Origin of the sequence: Micromonospora sp. WMMA2032 (assembly GCF_002688545.1) — a bacterium.
GTDB lineage: Bacteria > Actinomycetota > Actinomycetes > Mycobacteriales > Micromonosporaceae > Micromonospora > Micromonospora sediminicola.
Genome location: NZ_CP024052.1, coordinates 3,762,763 through 3,777,147, shown reverse-complemented (window position 1 = coordinate 3,777,147; position 14,385 = coordinate 3,762,763). Strand labels below are relative to the sequence as shown.

14 protein-coding genes are annotated in these 14,385 nt (G+C 73.6%); 5 read left to right on the top strand and 9 right to left on the bottom strand.

The window, feature by feature from the left end:
• Positions 1-24: 24 nt before the first annotated feature.
• Positions 25-1,107 carry a glycosyltransferase family 9 protein gene (locus CO540_RS17260; protein WP_371682306.1) on the top strand — a complete coding sequence of 361 codons (1,083 nt, stop codon included), beginning with the start codon at positions 25-27 and terminating at the stop codon, positions 1,105-1,107.
• On the opposite strand, the gene CO540_RS17255 is transcribed toward CO540_RS17260, so the two are convergent.
• Together CO540_RS17255 and rfaE2 are read right to left on the bottom strand one after the other, a co-directional pair.
• Positions 1,082-1,954, bottom strand: a complete 873-nt coding sequence (locus CO540_RS17255) for a glycosyltransferase family 2 protein (protein ID WP_099162848.1) — start codon at positions 1,952-1,954, stop codon at positions 1,082-1,084. The genes CO540_RS17260 and CO540_RS17255 overlap by 26 nt on opposite strands.
• Positions 1,951-3,825: a D-glycero-beta-D-manno-heptose 1-phosphate adenylyltransferase gene (gene rfaE2 / locus CO540_RS17250; RefSeq protein ID WP_253865995.1), complete on the bottom strand. Its 1,875-nt coding sequence runs from the start codon at positions 3,823-3,825 to the stop codon at positions 1,951-1,953. The genes CO540_RS17255 and rfaE2 overlap by 4 nt, the downstream gene beginning before the upstream one ends.
• Before the next feature lie 142 nt (positions 3,826-3,967).
• Here rfaE2 and CO540_RS17245 point away from each other — a divergent pair, with 142 nt between their 5' ends.
• Positions 3,968-4,525 (top strand): type 1 glutamine amidotransferase domain-containing protein, encoded by a 558-nt coding sequence (locus CO540_RS17245; RefSeq protein ID WP_099162847.1) that lies wholly within the window; start codon positions 3,968-3,970, stop codon positions 4,523-4,525.
• Between the two features lie 53 nt (positions 4,526-4,578).
• Positions 4,579-6,252: an MDR family MFS transporter gene (locus CO540_RS17240; RefSeq protein WP_091583402.1), complete on the top strand. Its 1,674-nt coding sequence runs from the start codon at positions 4,579-4,581 to the stop codon at positions 6,250-6,252.
• 6 nt (positions 6,253-6,258) lie between these two features.
• On the opposite strand, the gene CO540_RS17235 is transcribed toward CO540_RS17240, so the two are convergent.
• Complete coding sequence (locus CO540_RS17235; RefSeq protein ID WP_091583400.1) at positions 6,259-6,750, bottom strand: NUDIX domain-containing protein; 492 nt, start codon at positions 6,748-6,750, stop codon at positions 6,259-6,261.
• Between the two features lie 86 nt (positions 6,751-6,836).
• On the opposite strand from CO540_RS17235, the gene CO540_RS17230 reads away from it, so the two are divergent.
• A complete protein-coding gene (locus tag CO540_RS17230; protein WP_099162846.1) occupies positions 6,837-8,486 on the top strand; it encodes a fatty acid--CoA ligase in 1,650 nt (549 codons plus the stop codon).
• A gap of 180 nt (positions 8,487-8,666) precedes the next feature.
• Here CO540_RS17230 and CO540_RS17225 read toward each other — a convergent pair whose 3' ends face one another.
• From CO540_RS17225 to CO540_RS17205, 5 genes are all read right to left on the bottom strand, one after another.
• The gene (locus tag CO540_RS17225) at positions 8,667-9,680 is read right to left on the bottom strand and encodes an NADPH:quinone reductase (RefSeq protein ID WP_099162845.1); all 1,014 of its coding nucleotides are present in this window, start codon (positions 9,678-9,680) and stop codon (positions 8,667-8,669) included.
• 65 nt (positions 9,681-9,745) lie between these two features.
• A complete protein-coding gene (locus CO540_RS17220) occupies positions 9,746-10,399 on the bottom strand; it encodes an HAD family phosphatase (protein WP_099162844.1) in 654 nt (217 codons plus the stop codon).
• Between the two features lie 31 nt (positions 10,400-10,430).
• Positions 10,431-11,279, bottom strand: a complete 849-nt coding sequence (locus tag CO540_RS17215; protein WP_172968038.1) for a hypothetical protein — start codon at positions 11,277-11,279, stop codon at positions 10,431-10,433.
• Positions 11,280-11,418: 139 nt separating this feature from the next.
• Entirely contained in the window at positions 11,419-12,108 is a 690-nt protein-coding gene (locus tag CO540_RS17210) for an FKBP-type peptidyl-prolyl cis-trans isomerase (RefSeq protein ID WP_371682305.1), read from the bottom strand.
• An 86-nt stretch (positions 12,109-12,194) separates the two neighbouring features.
• Positions 12,195-12,845, bottom strand: a complete 651-nt coding sequence (locus CO540_RS17205; RefSeq protein ID WP_099162841.1) for a DUF4241 domain-containing protein — start codon at positions 12,843-12,845, stop codon at positions 12,195-12,197.
• An 80-nt stretch (positions 12,846-12,925) separates the two neighbouring features.
• Here CO540_RS17205 and CO540_RS17200 point away from each other — a divergent pair, with 80 nt between their 5' ends.
• Entirely contained in the window at positions 12,926-13,318 is a 393-nt protein-coding gene (locus CO540_RS17200; protein ID WP_091583372.1) for a PPOX class F420-dependent oxidoreductase, read from the top strand.
• Positions 13,319-13,373: 55 nt separating this feature from the next.
• Here CO540_RS17200 and CO540_RS17195 read toward each other — a convergent pair whose 3' ends face one another.
• Complete coding sequence (locus tag CO540_RS17195) at positions 13,374-14,351, bottom strand: Ku protein (RefSeq protein ID WP_099164803.1); 978 nt, start codon at positions 14,349-14,351, stop codon at positions 13,374-13,376.
• Positions 14,352-14,385: the final 34 nt, after the last annotated feature.

Genomic DNA, 14,385 nt, shown 5'->3' with positions numbered 1-14,385 from the left:
GTCCTCGGCACGGTCGGTGAGCGGGTGCCGGACGTCGAGCGGATCGCCGTGCTGCGCGCCAACGCGCTCGGCGACTTCATCTTCGTGCTGCCGGCGCTGGACGCGCTGCGGGCCGCGTACCCGTCGGCGGAGATCGTGCTGCTCGGCGCGCCGTGGCACGCGGCGCTCTGGCGCGACCGGCCCGGCCCGGTGGACCGGGTGCTGGTGGTGCCGCCCGCGCCCGGCCTCCGGGACCCCGGCCCGGACGAGAGCCCGGCGGACCCAGCGGAGTTCCTGGCCGCCGCCCGGACCGAACGGTTCGACCTGGCGTTGCAGGTGCACGGCGGCGGCGCCAACTCCAATCCGTTCGTCACCGGGCTCGGTGCCCGGGTCACCGCCGGGCTGCGGGCGGACGGCGCGCCGCCGCTGGACCGCTGGCTGCGCTACGTCTACTACCAGCACGAGGTGATCCGCTACCTGGAGGTGGCCGCCCTGGTCGGGGCGCCGGCCACCACGATCACCCCCGCGCTGGCGGTGACCGACGCCGACCGGGCCGAGGCCGCGGAGGTGCTCGGCGCGCCCGAACGCCCCCGGGTGGCGCTGCACCCGGGCGCGACCGACACCCGGCGGCGCTGGCCGGCGGAGAGCTTCGCCGAGGTCGCCCGGGCGCTGGCCGGGGACGGGTACGAGGTGCTGGTCACCGGCACCCCGGCCGAGCGGGAGACGGTCGACGCGGTGGTCGCGGCGGCCGGCGTGCCGGTGCGCCCGCAGGTCGGCACGCTCAGCCTCGGCGCGCTGGCCGCGGCCTACGCGGACTGCGCGCTGGTGGTCTCCAACGACACCGGCCCGCTGCACCTGGCCGCCGCGGTGGGCGCGCCCACGGTCGGGATCTTCTGGGTCGGCAACCTGATCAACGGGGCCTCACCGCTGCGCGGCCGGCACCGCCCGATCGCCGCCTGGACCACGCTCTGCCCGGTCTGCGGCGTCGACTGCACGCCGGGGATCTACCCGCACCGCCCGGGCGACGGCGAGTGCCCGCACCGGGTGTCGTTCGTGGCCGACGTGCCGGTCGCCGAGGTGGTGGAGGCGGCCCGGGAGCTGCTCACACCTCCGCCGTCGACTCGCTGAGCACGACCTCCCACGCCTCCACGTCCCGCTCGGTGACAGTGGTCGGCGACTCCAGGTGGTAGGCCCCGCTGGGCAGCACACCGGCGCCGCCGTGGCGCTCCAGCACGGCGAGCTGGGCGGCCACGTCCTCGCCCTGGTGCCGCTCGGGCAGCCGCTCCCAGAAGTCGAAGCCGCCGCACTCGACCAGCTTGGCCCGGTCGTAGAGCACGCAGCCGCCGATCCAGGAGACCTTGTACGCCCGCCACGCGCCCGCCGGCAGGTTCAGCTTCTCGGTGACGTGCAGCAGGTTCGCCGCCGGATGGATCGACGCCCGGTGCCACTCCGGGGTGCCGGGGCGGATCCGCTCCGGCTCCGGCCGGCCCGGCCACTCCTCGTAGTGCCGGTGGCTGTCGGGGCGGACGTCGTCGGCGTAGGAGAGCCCGTGCACGGCGTTGCCGACGAACCCGCAGCCCAGCTCGTCCAGCGCGGTGACCAGGCGGGACAGGGCGCCCGGCTCCAGCCACACGTCGTCGTCGAGGCAGAGCACCGCGTCGGCCGCCGACCGGGACAGCAGGTAGGAGCGGTGCTCGGCCAGCCCGCGTCGGGGCAGCCGCCGGGTCAGCAGCACCGGGTGCCCCCGGTGGCGCAACGCCCGGACCATGGTGGCCGCCGCCGGGTGCGCGTACGCGGGGTCGCCGTCGGACTGGTCGCTGACCACCACCCCGAACCCGGGTACGCCCTCCTGGGCGGCCAGCCCGGAGAGGGTGACCGCCAACTCGGCCGGCCGGTTGCGGGTGGGGATCAGCACGTCCAGCCGACGGGGCCGGCGGAACTGTTCGGGCGTGCCCGGGTCCAGCGGTCGGGTCACGCCGGCCTGCCCTCGCCCACGGCGGGAAGGTGCGGGTCGGGCACGGCCTCACGGTGCTCGCTGGCCGCCTGGGCGCGGATGCGGTCGATGATCGCCGAGGTGGAGCGGTCCGGCACGTACCCGAGGGTGCGCACCTGGCCGCCCAGTCGCCGGACCAGCGGCGCCTCCGGCACCATCTCCGGCGGGTAGTCGCCGCCCTTGACGTAGACGTCCGGGCGGACCGCCTCGATCAGGCGGGCCGGCGAGTCCTCCTCGAACACCACCACGTGGTCGACGCAGGCCAGCGCGGCCAGCAGGGCGATCCGGTCCTCGACCGGGTTGACCGGCCGGTCCGGGCCCTTGAGCCGCCGCACGCTGCCGTCCGAGTTGACCGCCACGATCAGCAGGTCGCCGAGCGCGCGGGCCTGGGTCAGGTAGCGGACGTGCCCGGGGTGCAGCACGTCGAAGCAGCCGTTGGTGAACACCACCGAACGGCCGGCCCGGCGGTGGTCGGCGACGAGCGCGGTCAGCTCCTCGGCGCCGACCAGGGCCGGGTGCCCGGCCTCCTCACCGCCGGTGCCCAGCGCGGCGAGCAGGTCCTCCCGACGGCACACGCAGGTGCCGGTGTCGGCGACCGTGATGGTCGCGGCGAGCTGGGCGAGCTGGGCGGCGGTCGGCAGGCCCGCGTCGGCGGCGAGCGCCAGCGTCATGGCCGCCAGGTACGCGTCCCCGGCGCCCACCGCGTGGCTCGCCGGGACCGGGGTGCTGTGGCTGCGCCGGGGCGAGCCGTCGGCGCCGCCGACCACCGCGCCCTCGGTGTCCAGGGTCACCGCCACCACGTCCGCGCCGGTGTGGGCGCGCAGCTCGGGCAGGCGTGACTCGGCCAGCACCGCCCGGTCCACGCCCTCGCCGGCCGCCGCGTTCACCGTCACCCCGGTGCCGGTGACGCTGAGACCGTCCCCGGTCAACGCCACCCGCTCCTCGCCGGGTGTCGGCTCACCCGTCGGCCCGGCCGGACCGCCGGTGGCGGCCGTCGCGGCGGGCGCTCCGGAGGTCGGGTGCGGGCCGCCCGTGGTCCGCTCGCCGGCCCCGCCGGGTGCGGCGCCCACCACCAGCTCGGACGGGCCGTCGGCCTCCGCCGGGTGGTCGAGGTGCAGGTCGCCGCCGCCGCGGACGGCACCCCGTTCGGCGTGCGCGAAGCCGGCGGCGGCGCGGGCCAGCAGCCGGGTCGCCTCGGCGAAGCTCGGGGTCACCACGGTCGGGTTGAGCCCGCGCCAGTCGGCCAGGTCGTGCGCGTCCAGCGCCACCGTGCCGTACCGGTCCCGGTTGGCGACCAGCCAGGCGCGTACCGCCGAGGGCAGCGCGCCCAGGCCGTAGTCGCAGACCACCAGCGTGAGCGGATGCCCGGCGGCCACCGCGCGCAGCTCCTCGGTGGCGCAGTGCAGCGCGGTCAGCAGGCGGGCCACCCCGTCCTCGTCGAGCGCGTCCTCCGGGCCGCCGGAGTCCTCCCGGAGCAGGATCTGGTTGCCGGCGAGCATCCGCCGCTTGACCGGGGTGGGACGGCCGGGCTGACTCACCGTCCGGTCCCAGACCGCCGCGCGGTCCAGGCAGTCGTGCAGCTCGTCACCGGCCACGTCGGCGCCGACCGGGGCGACCAGCGCGGCCCGCCCGCCGAGGGCGGCGACGTTGACCGCGGTGTTCGCGGCGCCGCCGGCCGCGGAGATCCGGCGGCGCAGGGTGAGGACCGGCGCCGGGGCCTCCCGGCAGAGCCGCTCCGACTCGGCGAACCGCCACTCGTCCAGCATGGCGTCGCCGACGACCAGCACGGGACGCCCCTGCCAGCTCGCCACCACGGTGGCCAGCCGGCGCTCTTCCGCTGCTGCTCCTGCCATGCCCCTCCGGGTCCCCCCGCGCCGACCGGCCAAACCTGCGCGCCGGCCGGGCGGGAGTGCGACGCGGGCCACCGACGGCGTCCGGTTTCGGGGTATCGGCCGGGGGAACCGTGCAGACACACCCCGGAGAGGAGAGAGCAGCATGGCAGCGACACTTCAGGGCAAGCGGATCGCCTTCCTGGCCGCCGACGGCGTCGAGGAGGTCGAGTACACCAAGCCCCGGGAGGCGGTGGAGAACGCCGGCGCCCAGGTGGAGCTGGTCTCCATCGAGTCCGGCTCGATCCAGGCCTTCAACCACCTCGACCACGGCAAGCAGTACCAGGTGGACGTCACCACCAAGGAGGCGGACGCCGGGGCGTACGACGGGTTGGTGCTGCCCGGCGGCGTGGCGAACCCGGACTTCCTGCGGACGGACCCGGAGGCGGTCCGGTTCGTGAAGGCGTTCTTCGACGCCGGCAAGCCGGTCGGGGTGATCTGCCACGGCCCGTGGACGCTGGTCGAGGCGGACGTGGTGCGGGGCCGCACCATCACCTCCTGGCCGAGCCTGCGCACCGACCTCACCAATGCCGGCGCCACCTGGGTCGACCAGGAGGTCGTCACCGACAACGGCCTGGTCAGCAGCCGTAAGCCGGACGACCTGCCGGCGTTCTGCGCCAAGATCGTGGAGGAGTTCGCCGAGGGCCGGCACAGCGCCCGCTGAAACCCGACCACCCACCGGGGGCATGATCCGCCCCCGGTGGGATAGGAAGCGGGATGACCGCCCAGGCCGCTCGTCCCGCCCTGCCCGCCCGCCAGATCCGCCTGCTGATGTTCGGTCTGATGACCGGAATGCTGCTGGCGGCGCTCGACCAGACCATCGTCGGCACCGCGCTGCCCACCATCGTCGGCGAGCTGGGTGGGATCAACCACTACTCCTGGGTGGTGACGGCGTACCTGCTGGCGTCGACCGCCTCGACGCCGCTCTACGGCAAGATGGCCGACCTGTACGGACGCCGGCCGGTCTTCCTCTTCTCGATCGGCACGTTCCTGCTCGGCTCGTTGCTGGCCGGCCTGTCGCAGGACATGACCCAGCTGATCGTCACCCGGGGGGTGCAGGGCCTGGGCGCGGGTGGCCTGATGACGCTGGCGTTCACCATCATCTCGGACGTGGTCTCCCCCCGGGAGCGGGGCCGCTACCAGGGTCTGTTCGGCGCCGTGTTCGGCCTGTCGTCGGTGGCCGGTCCGTTGGTCGGCGGCTACTTCGCGGAGACCAACTGGCGCTGGATCTTCTACATCAACGTGCCGCTGGCGATCCTCGCCATCGTGGTCTGCTGGCACGTCATGCGGCTGGTGCCGTTCCAGCGGCGCGAGCACACGGTCGACTGGGTCGGCGCGGCTCTGCTGGTCGCCGGCGTGAGCTGCCTGCTGCTGGCGCTGAGCTGGGGTGGCAACGAGTACGGCTGGGGCTCCGGCGTGATCGTCGGGCTGTTCGTGGCGGGCGCGGTGCTGGGCGTGCTGTTCCTGCTCCAGGAGGCCCGGACCCGGGAACCGATCCTGCCGCTGCGGCTGTTCCGCAAGCGGACGTTCGCGCTGGCCAACTCGGCCGGCTTCGTGCTCGGTCTGGTGATGTTCGGGTCGATCATCTTCATCCCGCTCTACCTCCAGATCGTCAAGGGCGCCTCGCCGACCCGCAGCGGTCTGCTGATGCTGCCGATGATGGCCGGCATCATCGTCACGTCGATCGTCACCGGCCGGGCGATGAGCCGCATCGGCCGGTACAAGTGGTTCCCGGTGGCCGGCGCGGCCGTGCTGGTGGTCGGCATGCTGCTGTTCCGGCAGCTCCAGGTGGGCACCTCGCTCTGGGCCGCGTTCGGCTACATGGTGGTGATCGGCGTCGGGCTCGGCCTGTGCATGCAGTCGTTGATCCTGGCGGTGCAGAACGCGGTGGACGTCCGCGACCTGGGCGCGGGCACCTCGTCCGCGACGTTCTTCCGGTCGCTGGGCGGGTCGTTCGGGGTGGCGATCCTGGGCGCGGTGCTGTCGTCGCGGCTCACCGCCGAGCTGTCCGACCGGCTGCCGGGCGCGATCGCCCAGCTCCCGCCGCAGCAACGGGCGGCGGTGGCGGCCGGCGGCACGGAGAACATCTCGATCAACGACCCGGCGACCATCCTCGCCCTGCCCGGTCCGGTGCGCGCCGCGATCCAGGCGTCGTTCGTCGAGTCGCTGCACCTGGTCTTCCTGACCACCGGCCTGATCGCCGTGCTGGCGGTGCTGGTCACCCTCGCCATGCCGAACCACCAGCTGCGCGGCGCCGGCCCGCAGGGCTCGACCGGCGGCGCGGACCCGCTGGGTGGGAAGGCCGCCGCGCCGGGCGGCAAGCCGCTGCCGAAGGAGTCGAAGGACGAGGCCGCCGCCGACATGGAGGCGAAGTCGCAGACGATGCTGTGAGCCGCCCTACTTGAGGATCAGGCGGTTGGTCTGCTCGAAGACGTCCAGGTCGGCGAGCGTCTCGTGCACGCTCGACGAGAGCGGGGTCGGGAACTCGTCCGGGTGGAAGAAGCCGGCGTCGGTGGTCTCGTCGGTGAAGCGGGACAGCTCCCCGTCCCACTCGTCGACCCGGAACGCGGTGGTGAAGACCTGGTAGGTGTGCCCGTACATGTTGGTGTGGGTGCGGTCCGGGCCGGTGTAGAGCGCGAACGCGCTGACCCGCAGCGCGCGCAGGCCGGTCTCCTCGCGGACCTCCCGGACCGCGCAGTCGGCGATCGACTCGCCCAACTCCATCGCGCCGGCCGGCAGCGCCCACTGGCCGTTGTCGGAGCGCTGGATCAGCAGCACCCGGGCGGCGTTGTCGCGCACCACGGCGCGGGCGCCGACGAACATCAGGGTGCGGTCACCGGCCAGGGCGCGGAGCTGCCCGACGTACGAGTCGGCCCACGAGATGCTCACCCGGACAATCTACGCACCGATCCCGGCCGGGCTCGGCCGATCCGGGGGGTTCCGTTCGTGTGACCGGCGACACTACGTTGTTACCCATGCGTAGCACGATGATGGAAGCCCCCCTCCAGGTCGCCCGGATCCTCGAACACGGCTCCACCGTGCACGGCGCGGCGGAGGTGGTCACCTGGACCGGTGCCGAGCCCCGCCGGATGACGTACGCCGAGGTGGGTCGCGCCGCCGCCCGGCTGGCCCACGCGTTGCGCGACGAGTGCGGCGTGACCGGCGACGAGCGGGTCGCCACGTTCATGTGGAACAACAACGAGCACCTGGTGGCCTACTTCGCGGTGCCGAGCATGGGCGCGGTGCTGCACACGCTCAACATCCGGCTCTTCCCCGACCAGGTCGTCTACATCGCGAACCACGCCGAGGACCGGGTGGTGCTGGTCGACACCACGCTCATCCCGCTGCTCGCCCGGGTGATCGGCGACATGAGCACGGTGCGGCACGTGGTGGTGGTCGGCGGTGGCGACCCGGCCCCGCTGCTGGCCGCGGCCGGCGACCGGATCACCGTGCACCACTGGGACGCGCTGCTGGCCGACCGTCCGGACCGCTACGACTGGCCCGAGGTGGACGAGCGCGACGCGGCGGCGCTCTGCTACACCTCCGGGACCACCGGCAACCCCAAGGGCGTGGCCTACTCGCACCGCTCGATCTACCTGCACTCGCTCCAGGTGTGCATGCCGGAGGGCTTCGGCCTCGGCCCGAAGGACCGGGAGCTGGCCATCGTGCCGATGTTCCACGCCATGTCCTGGGGTCTGCCGTACGCGGCGTTCCTCTCCGGCGCCTCGCTGATCATGCCGGACCGCTTCCTCCAGGCCGAGCCGATCGCCGCCATGATCGCGGCCGAGCGGCCCACCCTGGCCGGCGCGGTGCCGACCATCTGGACCGACCTGCTGGCCTACCTGGACAGCCACGACGTGGACACGTCCTCGCTGACGGAGGTGATCGTCGGCGGTTCGGCCTGCCCGCCGGCGCTGATGCACGCGTTCCACGACCGGCACGGCATCGAGGTCATCCACGCCTGGGGCATGACCGAGATGTCCCCGCTCGGCTCGGTCTCCCGCCCGCCGGCCGGCGCGACCGGCGACGACGCGTGGGGCTACCGCTACACCCAGGGCCGGGTGCCGGCCGGCGTGGCCGCGCGGATCGTCGGCCCGCTGGGCGAGCCGCTGCCCGCGGACGGGACGTCCGTGGGCGAGCTGGAGGTCCGCGGGCCGTGGGTGACCGCCCGGTACGTCGGGGACGACGTGCCGGACGAGGAGAAGTTCCGGGACGGCTGGCTGCGTACCGGGGACGTCGGCACGCTCTCGCCGGACGGCTACATCACGCTGACCGACCGCGCGAAGGACGTGATCAAGTCCGGCGGGGAGTGGATCTCGTCGGTCGAGCTGGAGAACGCCCTGATGGCGCACCCGGCGGTGCTGGAGGCCTGCGTGGTGGGCGTGCCGGACGAGCGGTGGGACGAGCGTCCGCTGGCCACCGTGGTGGTCCGCGAGGGCGCCTCGGTCAGCGCGGAGGAGCTGCGCGACTTCCTGGCCACGTCGGTGGCCCGCTGGCAGTTGCCGGAGCGCTGGGCGTTCATCGACGCGGTGCCGAAGACCAGCGTGGGCAAGTTCGACAAGAAGGTGGTGCGCTCGCGGTACGCGGACGGCGGGCTGGAGGTGCGCGAACTGACCGCGCCGTAACACTTTCCGGCGTACCGTCGCCAACACGGGTAGGAACACGATCCCAACGGACATTCCTCCCAGAGGGCGGCCCCGGCGTTCGCACCGCGCCGGGGCCGCCCGTCCGTTACGGGGTGACCCGCACCGTCATTGTTGCGAAACTTGTTCGCCTCTGTCCCGATGTCGGGGAAATCCGGTTGCCTACTCGTCGGCGGTGCTCACGAGCACCTTGCCCACCACGCTGTCCTGCACCGCCTGCTGCGCGGCGGCGGCCTCCGCCAACGGATACCGGTGCAACGGCAGGCCCGCCTGTTCGCCGACCCGGACCGCGCCCTGCGCCACCGCCGCGGCGATGTCGGTGACCGCCTGCGCCTTGGCCACCTTCGGGGCCGTGTAGACCAGCACGAACTGCCAGCGCGCGTTCGGGCCCATCAGGGGCCGGATCGGCAGCGTCACCTCGTCGCCGCCGTCGTCGGCGTACACGCAGACCGCCGCGCCGGTGCGCAGGATCTGCACGTCGGCGGCGGCGTTGCGGGCGGCCGAGACCTCGACGATCGTGTGCACCCCGTCGGGCGCGACCTTGCGGACCTCCTCGACCACGTCCTGCTCGCGATAATTGATCACGAAGTTGGCCCCGGCCGCCGCCGCCAGCTGCGCCTTCTCCGGGCTGCTCACCGTGGTGATCACGCAGGCGTCGGCCCAGCGGGCGAGCTGGATCGCCGCGTTGCCCACCGCGCCCGCCCCGCCCTGCACCAACACCACGTGGTCGCTCAACGCGCCGGCGTGCAGCTTGTCCGGCATGAACTCGCCGGCGGTCAGGCACCGGTGCGCGGTCATGAACGGGATGCCCAGCGCCGCGCCCAGGTCGAACGAGGCCGAGCCGAGCGGCACCGCGTGCCGGACCGGCACCACGGTGTATTCGCTGGCCGTGCCCCAGGGCCGCTGCCAGGCCGCCTCCCAGACCCAGACCCGCTCGCCGATCAGGATCCGGTCCACGCCCTCGCCGACCGCCTCGATCACGCCGGCGCCGTCCTGGTGCGGGATCTGCCAGCCGGCCGGCAGGGGCCACGCCTGGCGGGCCTTCCAGTCGGTCGGGTTCACCCCCGACACCGCCATCCGCACCAGCACCTCGCCGGGGCCGGGCTCCGGCACCGGCCGGTCCACCAGCTGGAGCACCGAGGCGTCCCCGCTGCGCTCGTACACGATCGCCTTCATCGTCGTCCCTCCGCCGTCGTCGTGGGTGCGCTACCCGAAGGTCGCGCGAACATGCCGAGCCCGCCTCAGCGCAGGTCCGCCAGCAACTCGGGGGTGAGCGCGTTGATCGAGGGGAGCAGCACGGCCGCGAGCGCCTCGGCGTCCGGGTCGAGCGGGTACGACCCGTGCGGCACCGCCACCACCCGACAGCCCGCCGCGGCGGCCGAGCGGACACCGTTCGAGGAGTCCTCCACCGCCACGCACCGGCGCGGGTCGACGTCCATCCGCTCGGCCACCGCCAGCCAGACGTCCGGCGCCGGCTTGCCCCGGGCGGTCTCCTCGGTCGACAGCGTCGCGACGAACGCGCCGGCCAGGCCCGTCGCGTCCAGCGCCGCCGCGATCAACCGGCTCGGCGAGGAGCTGGCCAGCCCCAGCGGCCACCGCGCGGCCGTCCGGCGCACCACCGCGTCCGCGCTGTCGATCAGCGGTACGCGTCGCGCGTACCGCTCGGTCATCTCGGCCACCACCTCGGCGGCCACCTGCTCGGCCGACCGGTCGACGCCCAGCTCGTCGCTGAGGTACGCCGCCCACTCGCCGGTGCTCATGCCCATCAGCCGGCGCTGGGTGTCGGGCTGCCAGACGCCGCCGTGCTCGGCCACGTACGCCCGGCGGACCTCCTCCCAGACCGGCTCGGAATCCACGATCACGCCGTCGAGGTCGAAGAGCACCGCGTCCACCATGACGCCATCCTGCCCCAGCCGGCGGCCCGGTTCAGCCCGGCAGGGTCACCCCGGCGGAGCGCTGCGCGGGCAGACCGATCGGGGCCTGCGGCGGGATGATCGTGCGGCACCGGGTGGCGATCGGGTCGAGCAGCTCCCGCAGCCGCGCGGTGCGCTCCGCGCCCAGTGCCCGCCACGGGCCCGACGCGGCCCGGTCGGTGGCGTCCTCGACGCTCCGGAACGTCTCGGTGGCGTGCGCGGTGGGCTCCCGCTCGGGGGTCAGCCACCCCTTCTCGACCAGCCGCTCCTCCGCGGCGGACCACTGCTCGTCGGTCCAGCCCCGGGCCGGCTGGTGGAACTCGCGCGACTGGTCGACCCGGCACCGCCAGGCCACCACCTCGACCGGCTCCAGCCCGGTGGTCACCAGCGCCGCCACGTGCCCGTCGCCCCGGTGTTCGCGCAGCGTCGCGGCCGCCTGCCAGAGGCGGGCCAGCGGGTACTCCCCGCGGGGCAGGGCGGCGTTGACCGCGCCGAGCACCCGACCCGCCGTGTCCACCCGCCCGGCCGCCTCCTCCAGCAGCTCGGCGGCCTCGACGAGGTGGGACTCGGGCAGCTCGTAGGTGAACTCGGCGAGCGCCTGCACCGCACCGGTGAGCCGGGCGCGCAGCGCCTCCTCCGGCGTGGCCAGCCGCCACACCGACGGCAGCGCGCGGGCCACCATCGGCGGCGCGAAGCTGAAGAAGGCGGCCGTGACCGTCGGCGCGTCCACCGGCCCGAGCGGCGCGGCCCGGCCGGCGAAGTAGCCGCGCCAGTAGCCGCGCAGCCCGACCGCCTCGAACGCGGCCCGGGCGCGCGGGTGGAAGTAGGTCACCGCGTGGACCGGCTCGAAGAGCGTCCACATCCGCCGGGCCATCCCGGCATCGTCCAGCGCCGCCACGTTGCACCTCCGCGTCGGTGGGCAGTCGCCGTGGGCGGACGTGCCGCCCACGGTGACCACGAACCTACTGCCGGTGGGTGACCGGGCGGAAGCCTGGAGTGATCTACTGCGCAGCCAGCACGTCGACGACGAAGCGCAGCGGCCCGGCCGGACGGCCGCCCGAGGCGTCGTTGCCGTAGGCCAGGTCGGCCGGGAGGTCCAGCTGCACCCGGCTGCCCACCGGCACGCCGACCAGGCCCTGGTCCCAGCCCTTGATGACCTGGCCCACACCGATCTGGAAGGTGGCCGGCTGGCCGTTGTCCCAGGACGCGTCGAACTGCTTGCCGTCCTTGTAGAACACGCCCACGTAGTTCGTGGTGATGGTCTGGCCGGCCTTCACCGCCGGGCCGGTGCCCTTGACCAGCGTCGTGACGGTCAGCTTCGTCAGGTCACCCGAGCCGGCCTGGACGGTCGGCTTGGTCTTCAGCGCCGGGTCGGTGCCCGCGGGCAGCTCCGGGGCGGGCGGCGCGGCGGGCTCGACCGGGGCGCTGGGGCTGGCCGAGGTGGCGGTGGCGGGCTTGTCGTCGTCCCCGCTGTTCAGCCAGACCAGACCGCCGACCAGGGCCACCACGGCGAGCACGCCGGCGGCCGCGCCGAGCATCGACTGCCGGCGGCGGCGCGCCTCGGCGGCCTTCTTCTCGGCCAGCTGGGCGGCCAACCGCCGCTGTGCCTTGGTGGCCGGGGCCTGGCCCGCCGTCCGGTTCTCCACACGCTCGCTCACGTCGACTCCCTGCAGGTGGGTGGATGCGCGCAAACGGTACCCGCCCACACGCCCACTGTGAGAAAAGGCGGGGGCCCTTCTTAACGCATTCGGTATGGGCGGGGCCCCTTCTTCACACCTCAGTCCTCGACGGGCACCACCATGAAATCGGTGACGAACCTCGCGACCCGGTCGTCCGCGTCCCGGCCGATCCAGGTGCCGTAGCAGCCGTCCCCCCAGCCCGACCAGACCGCCACCACGTTCGCGCCGGTCGCCTCGTCCACGACCGCGTCGACCAGGCCGGGCACCGGACCAGGGGCGGAGCCCCCGTCCCCGGCGATGAAAACCTCCTCGATCCGGTCGTAGTCCCAGTCCTCGATCACGGCGAGAGCGTCGCGGTCGGCGAGCGTGCCGGTGCCGGCGTCCACGCCGTACCCGAAGAAGCCGTCCGGTCCCAGCTCGCCGATGTCCTGGCCGTCGACGACGGCCATCTCCCACCGCGAGACCGGCTCGTCCCGGACGACGACCTCCAGCGCCGCGACCCGCCGGTCGGTTTCGTCGCCGTCGCGGCGGACCGACGACACCCAGGCACGTGCCGGGTAACGGCCGGGGGCGACGGCGACCGTGTACGGGTCGCTCTCCGGGCAGACCAGCGGATCGCACCCCACCAGCCGGCCGGTCGGCAGCACGACCTCACCGGCAGGGTGCGCCTCGATCACGTGCACGGCCGTACCGTCCTCGAACCGGGCGCCGGGGGTGAGCAGCCGCTCGAAGTCTGGGGTGTACGGCATGGGAGGTGTCCTTTCGTCGGCCGACGGCCGGCGGAGCGTACCGGCGGCGGCTGACAATCCACCGAGGTACGTTCTCGACCATGGCGATCCTCACCGAAGAAGATCTGGCCCTGCTCGGCGAGCCGCAGCTCGCGCACGTGGCCACGATCGAGTCCGACGGCACCCCGCACGTCACCCCGGTCTGGGTGGACACCGACGGCGAGCACATCCTGTTCAACACGGCAAAGGGACGGCAGAAGTACCTCAACATGGCGCGCAACCCGGTGGTCGCGGTGTCGGTGGTGGACAAGGCGGACGACTTCCGCACGCTCTGGGTGAAGGGCACCGCCGAGTTCGTCACCGAGGGCGCCGACGAGCACATCGACCGGATGGCGAAGAAGTATCTGAACCAGGACGCGTACCCGTGGCGCCGCCCCGGCGAGGAACGCGTCATCGTGCGCGTCACGCCGACGGAGAAGCTCGGCCGCGGGTGATAAGAAGGGGCCCCGCCTATACCGGAGGCGTTAAGCGGGGGCCCCTCCTTACACCTCAGGCCGTCTTCTTCTTCGCGGCGGTCTTCTTGGCGGGGGTCTTCTTCGCCGCGGTCTTCTTGGCGGCGGTCTTCTTGGCCGGTTCGGCCTTCTTCGCCGCGGTCTTCTTGGCGGGGGCCTTCTTCGCGGCGGTCTTCTTCGCCGAGCGGGCCGACGAGATCGGGGTCGGCTCGGCCCCGCCGCCGGACGGCGCCTCGCCCCGGGCCGCCCGGGCCCGCTCGACCGACGCCTTCAGCGCGGCCATCAGGTCCACCGCGGCGGCCGGCGCTGCCTCTTCCTCCTCCGGCTGCACCACCTCACGGCCCTCGACCTTGGCGTCGATGACCTCCTGCAACGCGGCCCGGTAGTCGTCGGTGAACGCGTCCGGCTCGAACTCGCCGGCCATCGAGTCGATCAGTGAGCTGGCCATCGCCAGCTCCGGCGGGCGGACCTTCAGGTCCTCGTCCAGGAAGCCGAAGTCCGGCCGGCGGATCTCGTCCGGCCAGAGCATGGTGTTGAGCAGCAGCACGCCCTCGCGTACCCGCAGGGTGGCCAGTTGCTCCCGCTGGCGCAGCGCCACCTTGACGATCGCCACCCGCTCCGAGTCGGAGAGCGCGTCGCGCAGCAGCACGTATGGCTTTGTCGCCGAGCCCTCCGGCTCCAGGAAGTAGGCCTTGTTGTAGAGGATCGGGTCGACCTGCTCGGCCGGCACGAACTCCAGCACGTCGATCGCGTGCGAGGTGCTCAACGGCAGGTCGGCGAAGTCCTCGTCGGTGAGGATGACCATCTCGCCGCCGCCGATGTCGTAGCCCTTGGCGATGTCGTCGTAGGTGACCTCCTCGCCGCAGACCGAGCAGGTGCGCTTGTAGCGGATCCGGCCGCCGTCCTCCCGGTGCACCTGGTGGAACCGGATGTCCTTCTCCTCGGTGGCCGAGTAGACCTTCACCCCGATCGACACCAGGCCGAACGACACCGCTCCTTTCCAGATCGCCCGCATCCCGCGCTCCTCTCCCCGGTTGACCACCAGAATC